At 68.8% G+C, this 16,267-nt stretch carries 14 protein-coding genes; 9 read left to right on the top strand and 5 right to left on the bottom strand.

Going from position 1 to position 16,267, the window contains the following annotated elements; translation table 11 throughout:
- Window positions 1-100 precede the first annotated feature (100 nt).
- A complete protein-coding gene (locus ACSIH6_RS32735) occupies window positions 101-442 on the bottom strand; it encodes a Rossmann-fold NAD(P)-binding domain-containing protein (protein ID WP_435112217.1) in 342 nt (113 codons plus the stop codon).
- 230 nt (window positions 443-672) lie between these two features.
- On the opposite strand from ACSIH6_RS32735, the gene ACSIH6_RS32730 reads away from it, so the two are divergent.
- From ACSIH6_RS32730 to ACSIH6_RS32710, 5 genes are all read left to right on the top strand, one after another.
- Window positions 673-852, top strand: coding sequence for a hypothetical protein (locus ACSIH6_RS32730; protein WP_435112216.1), 180 nt, complete (start codon window positions 673-675; stop codon window positions 850-852).
- A gap of 577 nt (window positions 853-1,429) precedes the next feature.
- Window positions 1,430-1,756, top strand: coding sequence for a hypothetical protein (locus tag ACSIH6_RS32725; RefSeq protein ID WP_435112215.1), 327 nt, complete (start codon window positions 1,430-1,432; stop codon window positions 1,754-1,756).
- A 23-nt stretch (window positions 1,757-1,779) separates the two neighbouring features.
- Window positions 1,780-3,513, top strand: coding sequence for a SulP family inorganic anion transporter (locus ACSIH6_RS32720; RefSeq protein WP_435112214.1), 1,734 nt, complete (start codon window positions 1,780-1,782; stop codon window positions 3,511-3,513).
- 51 nt (window positions 3,514-3,564) lie between these two features.
- Window positions 3,565-4,251 carry a GAP family protein gene (locus tag ACSIH6_RS32715; protein ID WP_435112213.1) on the top strand — a complete coding sequence of 229 codons (687 nt, stop codon included), beginning with the start codon at window positions 3,565-3,567 and terminating at the stop codon, window positions 4,249-4,251.
- A 133-nt stretch (window positions 4,252-4,384) separates the two neighbouring features.
- Window positions 4,385-6,199 (top strand): alkyl/aryl-sulfatase, encoded by a 1,815-nt coding sequence (locus ACSIH6_RS32710; protein ID WP_435112212.1) that lies wholly within the window; start codon window positions 4,385-4,387, stop codon window positions 6,197-6,199.
- 360 nt (window positions 6,200-6,559) lie between these two features.
- On the opposite strand, the gene ACSIH6_RS32705 is transcribed toward ACSIH6_RS32710, so the two are convergent.
- Window positions 6,560-7,249 carry a FadR/GntR family transcriptional regulator gene (locus tag ACSIH6_RS32705; RefSeq protein WP_435112211.1) on the bottom strand — a complete coding sequence of 230 codons (690 nt, stop codon included), beginning with the start codon at window positions 7,247-7,249 and terminating at the stop codon, window positions 6,560-6,562.
- Window positions 7,242-8,783, bottom strand: a complete 1,542-nt coding sequence (gene mqo, locus ACSIH6_RS32700) for a malate dehydrogenase (quinone) (RefSeq protein WP_435112210.1) — start codon at window positions 8,781-8,783, stop codon at window positions 7,242-7,244. Before mqo ends, ACSIH6_RS32705 begins: the two co-directional genes overlap by 8 nt.
- Before the next feature lie 390 nt (window positions 8,784-9,173).
- On the opposite strand from mqo, the gene ACSIH6_RS32695 reads away from it, so the two are divergent.
- From ACSIH6_RS32695 to ACSIH6_RS32685, 3 genes are all read left to right on the top strand, one after another.
- Window positions 9,174-9,710, top strand: a complete 537-nt coding sequence (locus tag ACSIH6_RS32695) for a transposase domain-containing protein (RefSeq protein ID WP_435112209.1) — start codon at window positions 9,174-9,176, stop codon at window positions 9,708-9,710.
- 314 nt (window positions 9,711-10,024) lie between these two features.
- Window positions 10,025-10,789, top strand: a complete 765-nt coding sequence (locus tag ACSIH6_RS32690) for a DUF2637 domain-containing protein (protein WP_435112208.1) — start codon at window positions 10,025-10,027, stop codon at window positions 10,787-10,789.
- Between the two features lie 336 nt (window positions 10,790-11,125).
- Window positions 11,126-11,902, top strand: a complete 777-nt coding sequence (locus tag ACSIH6_RS32685; protein ID WP_435112207.1) for a DUF2637 domain-containing protein — start codon at window positions 11,126-11,128, stop codon at window positions 11,900-11,902.
- Between the two features lie 510 nt (window positions 11,903-12,412).
- On the opposite strand, the gene ACSIH6_RS32680 is transcribed toward ACSIH6_RS32685, so the two are convergent.
- Together ACSIH6_RS32680 and ACSIH6_RS32675 are read right to left on the bottom strand one after the other, a co-directional pair.
- Window positions 12,413-13,486 carry an IS110 family RNA-guided transposase gene (locus tag ACSIH6_RS32680; RefSeq protein WP_435112206.1) on the bottom strand — a complete coding sequence of 358 codons (1,074 nt, stop codon included), beginning with the start codon at window positions 13,484-13,486 and terminating at the stop codon, window positions 12,413-12,415.
- Window positions 13,487-13,597: 111 nt separating this feature from the next.
- Window positions 13,598-14,542 carry a LacI family DNA-binding transcriptional regulator gene (locus ACSIH6_RS32675; protein WP_435112205.1) on the bottom strand — a complete coding sequence of 315 codons (945 nt, stop codon included), beginning with the start codon at window positions 14,540-14,542 and terminating at the stop codon, window positions 13,598-13,600.
- A 544-nt stretch (window positions 14,543-15,086) separates the two neighbouring features.
- On the opposite strand from ACSIH6_RS32675, the gene ACSIH6_RS32670 reads away from it, so the two are divergent.
- Window positions 15,087-15,896, top strand: coding sequence for a hypothetical protein (locus tag ACSIH6_RS32670; RefSeq protein ID WP_435112204.1), 810 nt, complete (start codon window positions 15,087-15,089; stop codon window positions 15,894-15,896).
- Window positions 15,897-16,267 lie beyond the last annotated feature (371 nt).

Raw genomic sequence — 16,267 nt, 5'->3', positions numbered from 1 at the left:
CGCCGAAGGCCACCCCGTCCAGGTCGCCGTCCGGGTGCTGGGAGTGTCGGAGTCCGGGTTCCACGCCTGGCGCGACCGCGACCCCTCCGTCGTCGCGCGATCACACGATCGCGCGCTCCCGGGACTGCATGGGCGGCAGATACCGGCCGAAGCGCGCGAACAGACTCTTGATGACCGGTGTGTTCAGCAGCGTCATCGCGCGCTTGCGCACGCGAAGTGCCTTCTCGTCCTTCGGGGTGAACACTCCGATCCCCAGCTTGTCGTACTCGAGGAACTCTGTGATGCGCGGCCTCATGGTCTGCTCCCAGTCGTCGAGGGCAGCCGCGACGTCGTCACCGTACCGTTCGAGGCGATGGCCGAGCAGGTTCGCTCCCGCGAGTCCGCTCGAGGCCCCCATGCCGGAGTACAGCGACGGGCACCAGGCTGCGTCTCCGACCAACACCACGCGCCCCTGGTGCCACGATTCGAGATAGACCTGCTCTGCCTGGTCGAAGAGCGCCGGTACCCCGGCCTCGAGCTGCTCGAGCGCGGATTCGAGGATGGGTCCGAGAGGCTCGGGGCCATAGGCTCGGCGGATGCTCGCCGCCGGCGATCCCTGATGCTCCGCCTCAGGATCAACGGTATGCCTCGCGTCCTGAGATGATCCTCGCCGAGAGGGTCCTCCCTGCGGCAGTGGAGCGAGGCGAGCTCGGCAGCTGCCCCATTCCCCCGTCGGTGCTGCGCGTGCCCTTTGCGGTGATGCGCGAGCAGATCCTCCTGCGGACCGACTCCACGCTCACCCCCGAAGCCATCGTCGAGGAGATCGCCATACCACTGCTCACGGCCGCCTCTGAGAGGGCGTCTGGTTCGTAGTGACCCCGGTTTGTCCAGATAAAGGATCCGGGACCACCGCGAAACGCCCCCTGCGAGCCCGCACCCCCTCGTAGTCCAGCAGACAGGGCCACCCGACGCCCCTACCGCACCGACCTGCCCGACGAACGCTGGACACTCATCGAACCCACACTCACCGCCCGGCGCCAAGCCCGGCGCGGCCTGGGCATCACACAACCCGTGCACGACCTGCGCGAGATGCACCGGTGTCCCAACGAAACGTCCCTCGACTCGTCTCACCGTTCTGTCCGGTTCTTCAAGTAGCCGTTCCCGCCCTCGTTGTCTCTGAACGCAGCACGCATACCGCAGATGGGAGCGGGGCAAGCAGGAGTTGACCGGGCGGACGGGCGGTCCGAAGCCAGCCCCGGGGTTGCGTCTTTTTGCACCCTTGATGGGCGACGGTTGACCATCCGTAGACCACACGCAAGGGAAACTTCGGAGAGGCATAAAGAAACTACCGAGTGTTCCTTTATGTGGGTTCGTGTCCGTCTCCGGAAGGCGGCCCCCAGAGCGCACCGTCTTGCTGAACCGCGGAGTCGGAGCCGAAGGGCCGAAACGCATGGGATCTGCTCTGGCGTCCACACTGCCCTACGCGATCGCCGTGATCGCCTCGCCGCTGTCCGCCATAGCGGTCATCGCGCTGCTGATCAGCGCCCGCGGCAGTCGCAAGGCCCTGGTCTTCGCGGGCGTCTGGTTCGTCACGTGTGCCCTGGCCCCGCTCTCGCTCGTCCCGATCGTCGTCCTCCTTCCCGGTCTCGACGGCGAGGACCGGCTGTGCCAGGCCCGGGCGTGGCTGACCCGCCACAACGATGATGTGCAGATCCTGACGGCCGTGGTCTTCGGGCCCGCCCTGACGGTCAACGGGCTGAGGACCGTCCTCGTATGACTCGACCCGAGGAAAGGAGCCGGATGAGCGGGTCCGAACACCGGCCGCGCCTGGACCCCGTGCCGCCGACCCTGCGCGGTTACCGCAAGGGCTGGCTGCGGGGCGACCTGATGGCGGGGCTCACGGTCTGGGCGGTACTGGTGCCCGAGGCGATCGCCTACGCCACCCTGGCCGGAGCCCCGCCCATCACCGGCCTCTACGCCGCCCCGGCCGCCCTGGTGCTGTACGCGCTGTTCGGCGGTTCCCGACAGCTGGTCGTAGGACCGATGTCGACCACGGCGGTGCTGTCCGCCACGATCGTGGCCGCGGTCGCGGGCGGTGACGGCGCCAACGCGGCGACCCTGACCGCCGCGCTCGCGGTGGTGGCCGGTGTGGTCGCCGTGGTGGCGGGGCTACTCCGACTCGGCTTCCTGGCCTCCTTCGTCTCCGAGCCGGTGATGAAGGGCTTCATCACCGGGCTGGCGCTGACCATCATCGCCGGGCAGCTACCGAAGCTCTTCGGGGTCGACGCCGCGGACGGGGAGTTCTTCGCCAAGCTGTGGGGCCTGGTCGCCTCGCTCGGGGGCACGCACTGGCCGACCCTGGCCATCGGTGCCCTGGCGATCGTCCTGATCCTGCTGCTCCGGCGCTTGGTGCCCCTGGTCCCGGCCGCGCTCCTGGCGGTGGTCGCGGGCGTGGTGGCCACCATGGTGTTCGGCCTGGACCGCCACGGAGTGGACATCGTGGGCACGCTGCCGTCCGGGCTGCCGCCGTTCGGCTTCCCCGTCCTGTCACTGAGCCAGTACGGGGCGCTGGTCGGGGGTGGTATCGCGGTGGCGCTGCTCGGTTTCGCCGAGGGTTTCGGGGCGGCCAAGACCTATGCCGGGCGGTCCGGTGACCGGATCGGCGGGAACCGGGAGCTCATCGGCTTGGGCGCCGCCAACCTCGCCTCCGGGCTCAGCTCCGGCATGGTGGTCAACGGCAGCCTGTCCAAGACCGCCGTCAACGCGGCGGCCGGTTCGCGCTCCCAGCTCTCCGGGCTGACGGCGGCCGTGTACACGGTGCTGACCCTGCTCTTCCTCACCGGGCTGTTCGAGAAGCTGCCCGAGGCGGTGCTGGCGGCCGTGGTCGTCACCGCCGTCATCGAACTGGTCGACGTGCGCGCCATCCGCGACCTGTACCGCGTGGCCACGCCCGGTCTGCGTGCCGCCTACGGTGCGGCCGCCCGCGCGGACTTCCTCGGCGCGGTGGCCGCGATGTTCGGCGTGCTGCTCCTCGGTACTCTCCAGGGCCTGCTCGTCGGTGTCGGGTTGTCCCTGCTCCTGCTGCTGTACCGGGCCTCGCGTCCCAATATCGCCGAGCTTGGACGGGTCGCCGCCACCGCCCGGGATCCCCGGCCGCAGTGGGCGGACCTGGCCCGCGACTCCGCCAACCGGCCCGAACCGGGGGTAGTGGTGCTGCGGGTGGAGAGCGGCCTGTTCTTCGCCAACGCGGACCGGGTCCACGACCACGTCATGACCGAGGCGGAGCGCCCGGAGACACGCGCGGTCGTCCTGGACGCCCAGACGGTGCCCTTCATCGACTTGACCGCCGCCCGGATGCTGCGCCGCCTGTCGCATGACGTGGCGCGGTCCGGGGTCCGGTTGCTCCTCGCCCACGGCGTCGGCCAGGTCCGGGACCTGCTGGACACACCGGACGACGTCTTCCCGACTGTTGAGGAAGCGGTGCGGAACGCGGTCCAGGACACGCACGGACCGGACGGGGTAACCCGTGAGTGAATCGCGTGCGACCGTGCTGTGCGCCCTGATCCCTGTGGACCTGGAGGAACCGTGGTGCGGCAAGCCGTCGTCGAGATCCTGCCGTTCGTCTTCGGGCTGATCGCCGCGCCGCTGCCCGTCGCGGCGGTCATCCTGCTGCTGATGGCCAAGGGCGGTAGGGGCAAGGCACTGGCGTTCGTCGTGGTCTGGGTGGCGGTCGTGTTCGTGCTCTGCGCCGTGGTTGCCCTGGCGACGGGCGGCGCGGGTGAGTCCGGAACGGAGTCCTCACCCGCCTGGGTCGGTTGGATCCAACTGGTGATCGGTCTCCTGCTGCTCGCACTCGCGATCCGGGCCCTGCGCCAGCATCTGGCGCGTCCGAAGGACGCTGCCTTTGAGCCCCCGACGTGGCTCAGCGCCATCGACTCGCTCGGCACGGTGAAGGTCGTCGGCCTGTCCGCGCTTCTGTCGGGCGTCAACCCGAAGAACCTCGCCATGGTGCTGGGCGCGGGGGCGGCCGTCGGTTCCTTCGGGCTCGGCGCGGGCGAGGCCGCGTCCACGGCGCTGGTGTTCGCGGTCCTGGGCAGCCTGGGGCTGATCGTGCCGTTCGTCGCGGTCCTCGCCACGGGAAGCCACGGCACCCACGCCCTGGAACGGGCCCGGATCTGGCTGATCGCCAACAACGACACGGTCACCATGACGGTGCTGTTCGTGTTCGGTGCGGTCCTCGCCTCCAAGGGTCTGCGCGCGCTGGTGGGTTGAGCGATCCATACCCGAACATGACGGGTCCTTGGTGTGGCGGCGGGTTCCCCCAGGGGTGGGGATGTCGAACATGGAGCGGGGACCGAGACAGCCCACCCGCGCCCGCACCCGCGTGCACCTTTGGAGGACGAGTGTGACCGAGCTCAGGTACGACGACGAGACGGACTTCGAGAACGCCGACCGGGGCTTCGTCGGCGCGCTGACCCCCGGCGTGGTCCACAACGATCAGGGCCGGGTGGTGTGGGACAGCGACGCCTTCGCGTTCCTGGACGGGGAGTGCCCCGACACCGTCCACCCGAGCCTGTGGCGCCAGTCGCAACTGTGCGCCCGCCAAGGGCTCTACGAGGTCACCGAGGGCATCTATCAGGTCAGGGGGTTGGACCTGTCCAACATGACACTGATCGAGGGTGAGCGCGGAATCGTCGTCATCGACCCGCTGGTCTCGGCGGAGACGGCCGCGGCGGCCCTGGCGCTGTACCGGGAACACCGGGGCGAGCGGCCCGTGACGGGGCTCCTCTACACCCATTCCCACCTGGACCACTTCGGCGGCGCCCTCGGAGTGATCGACCCGGACACAGACGACGTGCCCATCCTCGCACCGGAGGGCTTCATGGAGCACTCCGTGGTGGAGAACGTCTACGCGGGCCCGGCGATGCTGCGGCGGGGCGTGTACTACGCGGGAGCGAACCTGGGGGCCGGCCCCACCGGGGCGGTCGGCATGGGGCTGGGAATGGTCGCCTCCAAGGGGACACCGAGCCTGGTCCCACCGACCGTGGACGTCACCCGCACCGGACAGGAGGAGACCGTCGACGGGGTCCGGTTCCTCTTCCAGATGACCCCGGGCACTGAGGCGCCCTCGGAGATGAACTTCCTGCTGCCCGGTCACCGGGCCCTGTGCATGGCCGAGAACGCCACCCACAACATGCACAACATCCTCACCCTGCGCGGCGCGGTGGTGCGCGACGCCCGCGTCTGGTCGCGCTACCTCAACGAGGCGATCCAACTGTTCGCCGACCGGGCTGACGTGCTGTTCGCCTCGCACCACTGGCCGACCTGGGGCCGTGAGCGGCTCGTGGGGTTGCTGTCCGAGCAGCGCGACCTGTACGCCTACATGCACGACCAGACCCTGCGCCTGCTCAACCAGGGTCTCACCGGCCCGGAGATCGCGGAGGAGATCCGGCTGCCGGAAGGGCTGGAGAGGGCCTGGAGCACCCGCGGCTACTACGGTTCGCTCTCGCACAACGTCAAGGCCATCTACCAGCGCTACCTGGGCTGGTACGACGGTAACCCGTCCTCGCTGTGGGAGCACCCGCCGGAGGAGAGCGCCCGGCGGTACGTGGACACGATCGGCGGGGTCGACGCGGTGGTGTCCAAGGCCCGGGCCTACGCCGACGCCGGCGATCTGCGCTTCGCCGCCCAGCTGCTCCGGCACGCGGTGTTCGCCGAGCCCAGACACACGGGGGCCAAGGAGCTCCTGGCGTCGGTGTACCAGAGGTTGGGAGAGGGGGCGGAGAATGCCACCTGGCGCAACTGCTACCTGACCGGGGCACAGGAACTGAGCGAGGGGGTGACCCCGACCGAGATCATGGCGTCCACCATGGCCAGAGCGCTCACTGTCACCCAGCTCTTCGACACCATCGCCATCCGGGTGCACGGCCCCAGAGCAGCCGAAGTCTCGCTGACCATCGACTGGAACCTCACCGACCTGGGAGAGAGCTACCGCACCCAGATGTCCAACGGCGCCTTCGTGCACTGGAAGACCAAGAGGAAGGGGGCGGTGGAAGGTGACGCCGACCTGACCCTCACGCTCACCAAACCACTGCTGATGGGCATGCTCGCCGGGAAGGGCGCCGATGGGGTCCAGAGCACCGGTGACCTGGGAGTCCTGGGCAAGCTGATGGGTGTGCTGGAGGAGCCCGACCCGAACTTCGCGGTTATCACGCCCTGACAGGCCGGGGATCCGTGACGAGCAGATCGGATTCCCTCCAACCGCCCCTGTCAAGTCTGCCGACTGGCCGCGGCGGCCCGAACCTGGCCCGTGAACGGCCAGAACTACCCGGGTCCATTCTGCGGCCGACGCACCGTGAACTCTTCAGGGGGTGCGAAGGCCTGCACGTCGGGGCACTCCAGTTCGCGTAGGAGCCGGGTTCCGCGACCGGTGCACCGCATCGGTTCGCTCCGTGTCGAGCGGTGGTGGAGCCGGGCTCCATCGCCGTCGGCTGCGGACCGTGGTTCGTGGACTTGGTCAGACGGCCCCGGTGCGACCCACGGAGGTGCGGCGTGGTTCTTGGGCCTCCGGAGCATCACCTCACGCTTCGAGGAACCGGGCACGGGAGGCGTTCAGATGGGTGCGCATGGCGGCGGACGCGCCCAGGGCGTCTGCGGCCCCGATCGAGTCCCGGATCCGACGGTGCTCCGAGAGCACCTGCTCGAAGTGAACGGGGTCGTGGTCCTCGGGTCCTGCGTAGGGGCGCGTGATCGCCGGGGCGCCGAGGGTGTCAAGCAGGTCGAGGTAGAAGCGGTTGTCGGTGGCCGCCGCCACCGCGCGGTGGAAGGCGAAGTCGGCATCGACGGCGGCGCTGGCGCCCGTGCGGACCGCGGCCAGGCGGCGCAGGGCCGCATCGATAGCGTCGAGGGCGGCGTCGGTGCGGCGGACGGCCGCGAGGGCGGCCGCCTCCACCTCGATGCCGAGGCGGAGTTCGAGCATCTGCAGCCTGTCGTGGCGGCTGCGCACCGTGCCGAGGGAGCCGGTGAAGTCCTGTGCGGCAGGCCGGGCCAGAACGGAGGAACCGCGCCCCCGCCGTGTCTCCACCAGGCCGGCGGCGCGCAGCCGGGAGATGGCTTCACGCACCACCGTGCGGCTGACCTCGAACCGGGTGGCGAGTTCCCCTTCGGCGGGCAAGAGCTCTCCGGGCTGCCAGATGCCTCGCGTGATGCCATTCCGCAGTTCGCCCTCCACCCGGTCGGCGAGGCTCGCGCCGGCGTATCCGTCAGCCACGGTCGGCCTTCTGTCCAGAATCCGTTGCGGCCGGGGAGGCGGACGGGCCGGATTCCAGGCCCAGGGCGCGGGCTGTGCGCAGGGTGACCTGCGCCAAGAGGTCGGGGTGCCGGGAGAGTTGGACGCCGTAGCCGGGAAGCAGGTCCCGAAGGGCGGGGCGCCACTGCGGGAGGCGGTCGGGGAAGCTGCGTTCGAGCACGTCGAGCATGATGGCCGCCGAGGCGGACGCGCCCGGCGAGGCTCCGAGCAGGGCGGCCAGTCCACCGTGGTGCGAGGTCACGACTTCGGTGCCGAACCCGGCGATCGCTCCCCGGCCGCCGACCCGTTTGACCACCTGCACCCGCTGACCGGCGGTCACCAGTTGCCAGTCGCCGGGGCGGGCGTCGGGGACGAAGCGGCGCAGGGCCCGAACGCGGTCGTCGCGGCTCTGCGCGAGCTGCCCGACGAGATAGCGCACCAGGTCGCGATTGCCGCGGGCCGCTCCCAGATAGGCGCCGAGGTTCTGGGCGGTCACCGACCTGGGCAGGTCGGTGCGGCGGCCGCGTTTGAGGAACCGCGGGGAGAAGGCCGCGAAGGGGCCGAACATGAGGTAGGTGCGGCCGTCCACCACGCGGGTGTCCAGGTGCGGTACGGACATGGCGGGCGCGCCCGGTTCGGCGTGCCCGTACACCTTGGCGTGGTGACGGGCGACCAGCTCGGGGCGGTCCGTACGCAGGAACTGGCCGCTGATGGGGAAGCCGCCGTACCCCCGGGTCTCGACCACACCGGCGCTGCGCAGCAGCGGCAGTGTGCCACCTCCCGTACCGAGGAAGACGAAGCCGCCGCGCACCTCGTAGTCACGGGCCCCCTCCAGATCCCGCACCTTGAGGCGCCATTTCCGGCCGTCCCGCGCCAGGGACCGCACCTCGTGGCCGGGACGTACCTCGGCCCCGGAGCGGCCCAGGGAGGCCAGCAGCCGCCGGGTGATCACCCCGTAGTCGACATCCGTGCCCCCGTGTGTGCGGCAGACGGCGAGTTCCTCGTCGGCCGGACGGCCCTCGAACATCAGCGGGAGCCACTGCGCCATGGCGGCCCGGTCGCGGGTGAACTCCATGCCGGTGAAGAGCGGATGCCCGCGCAGCGCCTCGGTGCGCAGCCGCAGGTGCTCCACCCCAGCGGACCCGTGGCCGAAGCCGAAATGGGGCACGGAGCGGATGAACTCCGCGGGCTCGCCGAGTTCTCCGTCCTCGACCAGCCGTGTCCACAGCTGACGGGAGAGCTGGAACTGCTCGCCCACGGTGACAGCACTGCTGACGTCGACGGAGCCGGGACCGGTCAGCGGAGTGTAGTTGAACTCGCATAGTCCGGCGTGCCCGGTGCCCGCGTTGTTCCAGGCCGACGAACTCTCCAGCCCGAATCCGTCCAGCCGCTCGAGCACCAGGACCGACCACTCCGGCTGCACCCGGCGCAGCAGCGCCCCGAGTGTGGCACTCATGATCCCGCCGCCCACCAACACCACGTCGTAGTCCCCGTCGCGTCCGGTCCTGCCGCGCATCCGGTTCCCCTGTCCTCTCGACCTGTATGACAACTTGGCTACCTGTATAATAGATTTCCGATCGCAGGCTACCACCGCAGGGTCTCGGGTCGGCCATCGGGCGTTCGACGAACGGCGTACGTATACCGCCACCACGTTCCTGCTGGAGGCGCCTACGGCGAGGAACAGCGGCACGTTGCCGGTCCCCGTTCGCCAGACCGCGAGCCGTCTCGGGAGAACACCCCTTGACGAGCGGCGGGGACGAGGAGCGCTTCACCGCGCTGGGGCTGGTGCTGTTTCGTGCCGGGTTCTTTCGACCAAGGCCGTGAAGTTACGGCTGTGGGGCTGGTGGCAAGTGGTCTCAGTCCGGTGGAGTGCCGGACGTAGGAAGCGGAGCCCCGGTAGAACGACTTGTCGACCAAGACCAGTCATTCCAACCCGGGAGCTCCGCTGTCCGATCAGTGTGCCGTCACACGTGAAATCACGGTAGCCAAGGGCCTGTTCGCCCCGGGGCATCTGGGCGAACCCACCCGGATCGTCCCGTTCGACATGGTCGATGAGGCCCTCGCCGGGACCGGCGCGACCCAGCGGCGGTCGCGCAAGCTCCCCGTCCGGGTGGTGGTCTACCTCCTGTTGGCCGCGGCCCTGTTCGAGGAGTGCGGCTACCTCGCCGTCCGGCGCAAGCTCACCGCTGCTCTGGAGGCGATACCGATTCCGAAGGTCACCGGGGCGGCGCTGTGGCATGCCCGGACCCGGCTCGGAGCACGTTCGATGCGTACCCTGTTCGACCTGCTGCGCGGGCCGTCCTCGACGATCCGCACCGCCGATGCTCGAAGAGCACTACCGTGGACACAGCGAAAGCGGGCTCCGAGAGGAACCCGCTTCGAAGACGATCTCCCAGATATCTCCCAGTCTGGGTTGACCGGTCTTCACTCACATGTCAGATAAACCCTCTGACCTGCGGTGATGCTGGTGGGCGATACAGGATTCGAACCTGTGACCTCTACCGTGTCAAGGTAGGTTCGGAGTTTTGATGACCTGCGCCATTTCACGTATGAGCAGTTCAGAGGCCGTTCCCGGGAGCCGTTCGAGGCTGTTTGGCGCGGTTGGGAGATCTTGCGGTCTCCATTTCGTCTCCACGCTGTGGAGGCGGTGCAGCCGTCTCCATCCCGGCCCGGAAAGGGCAGGGTCAGGCTTATCAAGGTAGTACTCACCTTGCGGACGGCTCCCTCACACGGTCCCTGACCTGTGAGGGATGGTGAATGACGATGGCGGCCTCCACCTGGTCGCGATGGGTCACGGTGGGCGCGGTGCTGGTCCTGGCGCTGATCGCCGCGGTGGTGTCCTACTCCCACATGTACGAACTCGCGCTGCGCCACGGAGAACCCGAGTGGCGCGCGGCCCTGTTCCCGCTGTCGGTGGACGGCATGATCGTGGGCGCGTCGATGACGTTGCTCAGCGATGCCCGCCACGGTCGCAAGGGTGACCTGCTGCCCTGGACGTTGTTGATCGTCGGGTCCGGAGCGTCCCTGGCCGCCAACGTCGCGGTCGCCGACCCCACGATGTGGTCCAGGATCATCCACGCCTGGCCGAGCTTCGCGCTGATCGGCGCGTATGAGCTGCTGATGCGCGAGTTCCGTACGGCTGCGAGGAGCGTACGTATCGCGTCCGTAGACGATCAGGCCCGCTCACCAGCCTCAGAAGTGGAGACTTCCGAAGACTGCACTGCTGTCGTGTCGAATGCGTCAGAGAACACCGATCTTCAGATCGTGCACGGTAGGGATGCGGCGGTCATCGCAGGATCCGCCCTGTCACCGTTTCAGGCTCGGGCATGGCGGTGGGCTCGGGAACGGCAACACGAGACCGGTGAGTTGCCGAGTGGTCGTGAGATCGCGGCGCGCTTCGGCCGCAAGGAGCGTTGGGGCCGCCTGGTGAAGCAGCGAGGGCAACGGCAGGACACCAACGCTGACCTTTCGAAAAAGAGCCCGTGGGGGCGTGGGGCGAGGTCTTTGCCCGTGGATGCTTGACGTACTTCAGAGCAGGACAACCTGCGGCACACATCAACATTTCCACCACATGCTGTACCGAGCTGTTTACCGCATGGAAATACCTTGCCGGCCTGGACCATATGTGTTGGCGAGGAGAGTTTGCCTCGTCGACGGGCGCACTTCGGTGGCGAAGTAAACGGTGGCTGCTTGCTGGCGGCTGCCGTCGGTCGGCACACGCATGACATTGAGGGAGCTGGGCTCTCAGTTGATGAGTGTGGGGGTTCGAGTCGGAGGGGGACTTCAACCATTCCCCCACAGGGTCCGCACTCCCTGGTCCTGAGCACTGACCTGTCGCTGGACGGGCGGTGACCTGTGATGGATTCCTTCCGCTGGTCCCGTTGGACCACCATCGTCGCCGTGCTGATGCTGGCCGTCATCGCTGCGGTGGTGTCCTACTCGCACATGTATGAACTCGCGCTGCGCCACGGCGAACCGGAGTGGCGGGCGGCCCTGTTCCCGCTCTCCGTCGACGGCATGATTGTGGGCGCCTCCATGACTCTGCTCAATGATGCGCGCAACGGCCGCAAAGGCGGTCTGCTGCCCTGGGCACTGTTGATCATCGGCTCCGGAGCCTCCCTGGCGGCTAACGTCGCGGTAGCCGATCCCACCATGTGGTCGAGGATCATCCATGCCTGGCCGAGCTTCGCGCTGATCGGTGCGTATGAGCTGCTGATGAGAGAGTTCCGCACAGCGGCCGAGAGCGTACGCAGTGCTGACGCAGCCCGTACGCAGTCGGGAAACGAGCCGCATGCGGTCGCTGAGGAAGCGGAGCCTTCTTCGGTAGAGCAGCAGGAGCCTCTGCATCTGCATGTGGTGAAGTCAGAGGGAACTGCCGATACTGACTCGATCGCGGTGGACATGGCGGAGGAGAGGGTTCCGCCACGGGTGCAGCAGGAGGCCTGGAAATGGGCGCTGGAGAACCGGCAACAGGATGGTTCGCTGCCGACAGGGGAGCAGATCGCGGCGCGCTTCCGCCGAAAGGCGCGTTGGGGGCGGTTGATCAAGCAGTGGGGACAGCAGGGACGCTTTGACCAACCGTCTGAGGTGGTCTCTGCCGAACCGAAGCAGCTTCACCTGCGCTCATCGGATTAGAAGCGGCCGAGCAATGATGTTGACACCTGGCTACATGTCCTCAGCAGGTGTTGTCCCTAGATGTATTGACCTGAGAGGTTGGTGACGCGGGAAACGGGAGGCCCTTTCTTGCTGTCAAATCGCTACTGGTCTGTATCTAACCTCTGTGGTCAGTACATCTGATATGTAGGGTCTTTGTGTCAAGAGCACGGCGTTAACCTGCGGTGATGCGTAGGTTCTCACCACCGCAGGTCTCCTGCCACCACATGCGACAGGTACTGCATGAAGACCGGTGAGAGCACACCGCATGGCTCGCGTGTCATGCACGACGCGTGGTCAGACTGATATGCGCGGGTTGGCTACCGCAGGACGGACTGTTCGGCGGGAACGAGGCCGCGGCTCTAGAGACCGAGCGTGGCCCGGAAAAACAACCCCGGGCTGCTCATAGGTGTATCGCGGATCGTTCCTCACGCGGTGCCCGCGCTGTGGCCCCCACCGGCCGGCTTGTGCAAGCCGGACCTCACTCCCCGGTCACGGCCAGGATCCAGCACCACCCGGCCAGCTCCCGGGCGATCGCGACCACAGCCACCGACGGCTTCTTGCCGCGCTCATCGAGCGGAACCAGCGCCGGTGCAGGCGGTGGTTGCCCGCGTGAGCACGCGTGCGGACCGTGGCTGGGGCCTGTTCCCAGCGCTGACGCATCTCCCGGGTGGGCTGCCGGTAAGGGCGGCGGTGGTGCCATGCGGCCTCCACCAACAACCGGCGCACGTGGGTGTCGCCGGTCTTGGTGATCGGCCCCAGGACCCGACGGGCTCCGGAGGAGTGCTCGCTGGGCACCAGCCCCACATAGGCGCCGATGCTGGAGCCGGTGAAGCGGTCCCAGTCACCGATCTCGGTGGCCAGGCCGAACGCCGTGGTGGTGGAGACCCCGCGCAGGCACCGCAAACGGTCCACCGCCGCCGCCCAGTCCGGTTCGGCCGCCGTGGCCGTGATGGCCCGGTCCAACCGGTCACGCCGGTCTTTGGTGAGCAGGCCCTGCTCGTGGGCGGCCTCGAAAGCCGCCTGTAGGGCGGGTGGGGTGAAGCGTTGGCGGGCGATCCAGTCGTGGTGGGCCCGCGACCAGGTGTTGGCGCCCTCCCACAGCACCCCCTGGCGCAGCAGGAGCTTGGACAGGCGGTGGCGGGCCCGCATCAGGTCGGCGCGGGCATCCTCCCGGGCCCGGGACAGATCGCGGGCCGCTTCCTGGGCCGGGGTGGGCACGCGCACCGGGGTGACCTCGCCCAACCGCAGCAGGCGGGCCAGGTGCAACGCGTCGCGGGCATCGGTCTTGATCCGGTCGCCACTGGGGCGTTGGAGCTTGGACGGGGCGGCGACCACGCAGTCGATGTCGGCGTCGTTCAGGGTGCGGGCCAGGGCGAAGCCGGTGGGGCCGGCCTCGTAGACGGCTCGGACCGGGGCGGGCAGGGTATGGAGCCAGCACAGGATCTGGGTGTGGTCGCTGGTGAGTTTGGTGGTGGTGATTTCGCCGGTCGGGTCGTGGATCGCGCACGCGGTGGTGGAGCGGGCGTGCACGTCCAGCCCGACGGTCGTAGTCTCGAAAGACACCGGGACCTCCCACACATGTAGGCACTACCGTCCAGGTTCTGCCTGGTCGGCAACCCACGGCAACGTGTGAGCGGGGTCCCGGCCTCTTCGCGAACCCTCCCTACATACCGTCTAGGTGGTGCGGCGTTCGACGACGCGGGGTTCCAACGGCGGGCGCGACGGCTCCTCGACCGGCAGGCCGAATCCGGAGAGCAGCGCGTTCAGTGCGTCCTGAGCCGCGGCGTCGATGTCCACACTCAGTGTCGTGAGGCCCACAGCCTCCGAGAGTTGCGTCCCGTCCATGCCGATGATCGCGGTGTCGCCGGGCACGCGGCGCTCGCGTTCGGCCGCCGCGTGCATGAGCGCGACGCCGATGTCGTCGTTGAAGCACGCGACCCCCGTGCCGGGTACGAGTGCGTCGACGGCGCCGAGTGCGTCGGTGTGTGCCAGCCGCGGCTTCAGGACCACGGGTTCCGGGAGGCCGTGCTCCTTGCACACCTCGCGCACACCGGCCTCACGCAGGGGGCCGAACAGGTCGTACCGCTCGTCGTCGATGTGTACGTAGGCGAGCCGCTGGCAGCCGCGCTCGATGAGGTGCTCGGCCTGGGCGCGTCCCACGCGGTGGTCGAAGCCGTCGTCGTGGACGCCCGGGCTCACCACCGCGGTGCCGTGCCGTTCGAGCAGGGCCTGCTCATCCTCGCCGAACGGGGTGATCGAGAACACCGCGCGCGGCCGGAGCGTGGTGACCAGGTGTTCGAGCGAGGCCACGGCCCGCGTCGACAGGCGCAGTACGAGCGTGATGCCGCGCTTGGCCAGATCGTCAGTCGCGCGTTCGAGGACGTGCTGCAGGTTCCCGCTCAGCGTCGTGTACGGCAGCAGCGCAACCACGATGTCACTCGTCCCCGTGGCGAGCGCGCGGCCCGCGACGGACGGCCGGTAGGCGAGCTCCTCCGCAGCCTGGAGCACGCGTTCGCGCGTAGCCTTCGAGAAGCGCTGGCCGTGCCCGTTGAGGATCTGGCTCACGGTCGCCCGGCTGACGCCCGCAGCCCTGGCGACGTCCTCGCTCTTGGTGACCACGCCGTCTTCCTCGCCTTCGCACCGCTCTGAGTCCTGGGGGTGACGCGCGTTATCAACCACACCGAAGACAATGGTAACGCACGTTACCTCACGCCTGGTCAGGCGAAGTCGACAGCGCGGAGTCACGAGCGACGATCACGCGAACACGCCTGCTCGGAGAAGGTCAGAGGGTCCCGGAAGCGCTTGCGGGTACGGGGATCCGTTCGCCCGCCGATCGTCCCCGGACCGTACGGGCCGTGTGCGGTAGGCGGTCGCCAGCACCCCTACCGCGGACGCGGTACCCGCGATGACCGTGTGGGGCTGACGACCCGGCGGCGTCCGGGGACGAGTCTCGGCAGAGCCAGTGCACCGTCCTGAAAGGTTCCGCAATGAATACTCTCGCCCGTTGGTGCTACCGGCGGCGGGGCGTGGTCCTCGTCGGCTGGGTCGCCGACCTTCTGGGGTTGGCCGGTCTCGTGCTGGGCTTCGGCATGGCGTTCACCGACGCCGCCGAGTTGCCCGACAGCGAGTCCGCCACCGCCTACCGCCTACCGCCTACCGCCTATTGGGGGAGGCGAGCGGGCAGACTGGCGCCTCCGAGGACGTCGTCCGCGGCACGATCGTGTGGCACATCGAGGACGCCGCCCCTGGCGCTGACGCGGACACGGATCCCGTTGTGCGGGCCGCCGAGGACCTGCGGACGGACACGATCCACGTCGAGGCCAGCGGACAGGCGTTCACCGAACAGCCCGGCGGGTCGCACGACGCGGAGGATCGGGCGCTGTGGGCGCGTTTGTCGCGTACCACGAGTCGGCGCCCCTTCCTTGTCTGTGCCGCCGTGCCCGGACTTTCCCTGGGAGCGAGCATCAGCCGTTTCATGGAGGAGTTGGGTGCGGCCCTGGTCGGCCAGGGCCTGACACTGATCACCCACCTCGCAGGGGAGCGCGGGCGCTCCCTGGCCGACGTGTGCGCGAGCGTCGACGCCTCGGCCGTGGTCGGCTTCGGTTCATTCGACCAGAAGACGACCCGGGAATTGCGTCGGGCGGGAGCCGCCATCGTCTTCCCCACCGGGATGGACGACTCTTCGGCCACCCGGCCGGTCGGCCGGATGCAGGCCGAACAGCTCATCGGACGCGGCCACTGGCGGCTCGGATACTCCCTCCCCGGCCATTCCCACCTGCTGCCGATGGGGTATGAACCGCTGCGCGGGGTCGATGAAGCCTGCGGCACGGCCGGGATCGCATCGCCGGTGACACGCGACGCGACCCTGGAGAGCGCACGGGCCGCCAAAGCCGACCGACTGACCCGACTGGTCGACGAGCAGTACGGCATCGTCCACGAGACCCGGGCGCGGGGCGTCCGCCTTCTGTCCTGAGAGCCGGGCCGCCAGGGCCGGTGTGGGAGTTCCGCTTCCCGGTTCCCGGGGCTGGCGTGCCCACTGGCTTCAGCGGTGGCTGGGCTTCTGCGCCCGGGGGCGTTCGCGTCCTTCGCTGAAGGGGTCCATATCAGGGAACTCGCCATAGGTATCACGCGTCACCTATGATGTAACGCGCGTTACTAAAGATGGTTGGGTGCCCACACCGCATGGATGCGGCCGCCCGCCGACCAGTTCCCCCGGGAGAGAGCCACCGATGACGCCCGAGCCCCGCCATGAACCTCCGAGTGAGCAGTCGGCACAGTACGTGGTCGGAGTCGACTTCGGTACCCTGTCCGGGCGTGCCGTCGTGGTGCGCGTTGCCGACGGCG

This window comes from Nocardiopsis synnemataformans (assembly GCF_965343085.1).
GTDB classification, from domain to species: Bacteria; Actinomycetota; Actinomycetes; order Streptosporangiales; family Streptosporangiaceae; genus Nocardiopsis; species Nocardiopsis alborubida.
The sequence above is the reverse complement of the archived record's forward strand: the minus strand, read 5'-3'. Positions and strand labels throughout refer to the sequence as shown.